Annotated in this window: 3 protein-coding genes; 2 read left to right on the top strand and 1 reads right to left on the bottom strand. The window is 42.5% G+C overall.

The genetic code is table 11. The annotated features are described in order from the left end of the window. Positions 1 to 337 (top strand): lysylphosphatidylglycerol synthase domain-containing protein (locus VJ937_RS15550; RefSeq protein ID WP_324068599.1); only part of this gene is annotated, 337 nt, incomplete at its 5' end. Positions 338 to 444: 107 nt separating this feature from the next. Then, complete coding sequence (locus tag VJ937_RS15545) at positions 445 to 2223, top strand: chloride channel protein (protein ID WP_324068597.1); 1779 nt, start codon at positions 445 to 447, stop codon at positions 2221 to 2223. 13 nt (positions 2224 to 2236) lie between these two features. Here the strand turns inward: VJ937_RS15545 and VJ937_RS15540 are convergent. After that, on the bottom strand, positions 2237 to 3728 hold a 1492-nt coding region (locus tag VJ937_RS15540), incomplete at its 5' end, for a YgiQ family radical SAM protein (protein ID WP_324068595.1).

The raw sequence follows: 3728 nt of genomic DNA, 5'->3' as shown, positions 1-3728 counted from the left end.
CCAGTTGGTTTTCGTATCAATTCACTCTGTGTTGTTCCATGCGTTCCGGGGCCTTGCTTTTTATATGTTGCTTCTTTATTTTGGCGCTACCGTGGGGCCCGTGCATATGATATTTTTGCTATTTATGTCTACGTTTATTGGGTTTTTACCCATTAGTGTTGGCGCGCTGGGGACTTTGGAAGCGGCAATTGTTTTAAGTCTGGTAATTTTTGGAGTACCTGAAGAAATAGCGCTAGGGCTTGCATTATTTTACAGGGTTTTTCTTGTGTTTTTTTCGCTTATCGGAGGAGTATTTTACCTGACGTACCGAAAAAAGAACAAAGCGGGCGCCCAATAATTCGTATGCTTTCACTATTTATGCTTACAAACATTGCATCTTTATGGGCTGATAATGTATTTTACCCATATAATTTATAATTTCGCAACTGCAAACTATATTCTTCAATGCGCAGAAAAGGAACTGTCGGAAACCGGATTTATTTATGGATGGTGAACAACCTCTCAAAGCGACAGCTTATGGGAGTATTGGCTGCTTTAGTAGGGCTTGCAGCCGGGTTTGCCGCTGTGTTGCTGAAAAACATGGTCCATTTTATTTCACATCAGTTGCACGCTTTTTCAATCGAGGAGTATCAGAACTACATTTACATAATTTCTCCTGTGCTTGGGATATTCCTCACCATTTTGTTTATAAAGTATGTATTGAGAAAACCTATTGGGCATGGTGTGCCCGGTATTCTGCATTCTATTTCGCGTAACAATGGTTTTTTGCACAGATATAAAACGTTTTCGTCATTAATCGCAAGTACCTTCACAGTGGGTTTTGGCGGTTCAGTCGGGTTGGAGGGGCCTATTGTAGGAACTGGAGCAGCTATCGGATCCAATGTTGGCCGGACTTTTAAATTAAACCGCCGGCAAATAGTTACACTTATTGGTTGCGCTTCTTCGGGTGCCGTAGCAGCAATTTTTAATGCTCCTATTGCAGGTATTGTGTTTAGTCTTGAAATACTGATGCTCGACCTTACTTTTTCATCGCTCATTCCACTGCTTATTGCATCTGCGTCTGCAGTAGTAACATCGTATTTTTTCCTTGGAAACGATATCCTGTATAAATTCGAGGTTATCACAACATTTGAACTAAGCGATTTGCTTTTTTATATTCTATTGGGAATATTTAGTGGACTGGTTTCCGTATTTTTTGCTCGTATTTATCGGTTCATGGATCACCGGTTTGAGCGTGTGCGCAATGCTTACCATCGACTACTTGCAGGTGGTTTGTTGCTTGGATTGCTCATTTTTCTCTTTCCATCGCTTTATGGAGAGGGCTATAACGAAATAAATCAGTGTCTGGCGGGTGATATGGACTATTTATTTAGTCGCAGCTTTTTCTATGGGTTTCAGGATCAGATATGGGTAATTATACTGTTACTTTTTGCAGTTACTATGCTCAAGGTGGTGGCTACAGCAGCTACCTTCGGCGCTGGTGGTATTGGTGGAATATTTGCGCCGGCACTTTTTATCGGTGCCAATGCTGGCATGTTTCTAGGCAAATTGATTAATATGACAGGGCTACATGAAATTTCTGAACGTAATTTTGCCCTGGTAGGAATGGGTGGACTTATAGCCGGTGTACTGCACGCGCCCCTTTTCGCCATTTTCCTCATTGCAGATATTTCCGGTGGCTACAGCCTGTTTGTGCCGCTTATGATTACCAGTATCTTTTCTTATGTCATTGTGCGGTATTATCACCCAAATTCTGTGTATACCTATCAGTTAGCTCAGCGTAAAGAACTTATTACGCACGATAAAGACAAGTCAGTGCTCAACCTTATGACCATCGACAATCTTATTGAGACCAATTTTTTACCCGTATATGCCGATGCTAACCTGGGCGAATTTTTAGAGACGGTAACTAAATCGAAGCGGAATGTTTTCCCGGTAATCGATCATGAAAATAATTTGCAGGGAATTGTATTTATCAACGATATCAGGCACATTATTCTGAAACGTGATTTGTACGATAAAATTCAGATGCGCGATTTGATGTATATGCCCTCACCACTTGTGCATCCGGACGAATCGATGGAAGGCGTAGCCAAGAAATTTCAAACCACATCGCACTATAACCTGCCCGTGGTAAAAGATGGCAAGTACATTGGTTTTATCTCCCGTGCCAATATGTTCTCCACCTACCGCAAAATTTTAAGGGACTTTTCGGAGGAGTAGGTGGAAGATTTATTCACCCATTCAGTTTCTTAATCAAATCAGGCCGTTTTTGTTGTTTTAAAAAATGTGAGATTTGCTTGCGTTCGTTGGGTTTGTGCCAGAAAAAGAAGCTGCGCTGCAGTTTTTTATCTTTCATGTTGCGGGCTACCTTAACGGGTTTCATGGTGTAAGGATCGAGGCCGGTGTAGAACATTACCGTGGCCAGTGTCATTGGCGTAGGGGTGAAATCCTGCACCTGCTCCAAATGAAAGTGTTGTTTTTTGGATTCGATGGCGAGCCCTGCCATATCCTGCCAGTCGCAGCCCGGATGACTGGAGATGAAATAAGGGATGAGTTGCTGTTTGAGTCCGGCTTTGCGGTTCTCTTCTGCAAAGAATTTTTGAAATTTGCGAAATTGCCCGAAATTGGGTTTGCGCATCCATTTTAATACAGATGGCTGCGAATGCTCGGGTGCTACTTTAAGCCTTCCGCTTACATGGTTTTTTATTACCTGGCTGGCATATCTTTTACCGTCCCTGGTCATTTCACCCTTTTTATCATAAAGCATGTCGTAGCGTATGCCGCTGCCAATGGTTATTTTTTTTACGCCCGGTATTTGTTGTGCCTGTCTGTAGAGGTCTACCATTGGCTGGTGCTCCATTTTAAGGTTTTTACATACCTGTGGGTATATACACGATGGTCTTTTGCATTTTTTACAAATAGCCAGGTCTTTGCCCTGCATTTTGTACATGTTGGCTGACGGCCCCCCGATGTCTGAAATGTGCCCCTTGAAATCAGGCATATTGGTAATTTGTTTTACCTCCGTTAATATGCTGTTAGGACTACGGCTAACGACCTGTTTGCCCTGGTGCGCACTGATGGCACAAAAACTACATCCTCCAAAACAACCTCTGTGTGAGTTTACCGAATGTCTGATCATTTCATAAGCCGGTATTGGCGGTTTTTTATGATACTTTGGATGGGGTAAACGGGTAAATGGAAGTGCCCAAATAGCGTCCATTTGTTTTTCGTCTACAGGTGCGTCCGTTGGCGATACCACCACTGCCTTATCCTTAATGGGTTGTATTAATCTTTTAGACTCAGTTTTGTTGCTTTCGGTTTCGATTTGTGCAAAATTGGCTGCAAAGGCTTTTTTCGAATTTACACATGTTTCATGGCTGTGTAACCATATGTCTTCAGTTTTTTTGTGTGCCGGAATTTCATTGATGTTTTGTAAAGTCGCAACCTGTGGCAGGGTGGCTAAGTTTTCGGTTGGTACACCTTTATACATAAGCCTGCAAATGGCACGTATGGTTTGCTCGCCCATACCGTAAACCAATAAATCGGCACCGCTTTCGTGCAGAATGGAGGGTTTTAGTTTATCTGACCAGTAATCATAATGGGTAAGTCGTCGCATTGAGGCCTCTATTCCACCAATAATTACAGGTGTTTCCGGGTAGAGTTTTTTTAGTATTTGAGTATATGTTGCCACTGCATAATCAGGTCTGAACCCGGCTTTTCCTCCC

The sequence above is a fragment of the Salinivirga sp. genome, from assembly GCF_035268865.1.
Classification (GTDB): domain Bacteria; phylum Bacteroidota; class Bacteroidia; order Bacteroidales; family Salinivirgaceae; genus Salinivirga.
This window is presented reverse-complemented; position numbering and strand designations above follow the sequence as displayed.

Bases quoted from the DNA above. Each gene is read 5' to 3' on its own strand.
- VJ937_RS15545 (WP_324068597.1), top strand. From the start codon at position 445: ATGCGCAGAAAAGGAACTGTCGGAAACCGGATTTATTTATGGATGGTG.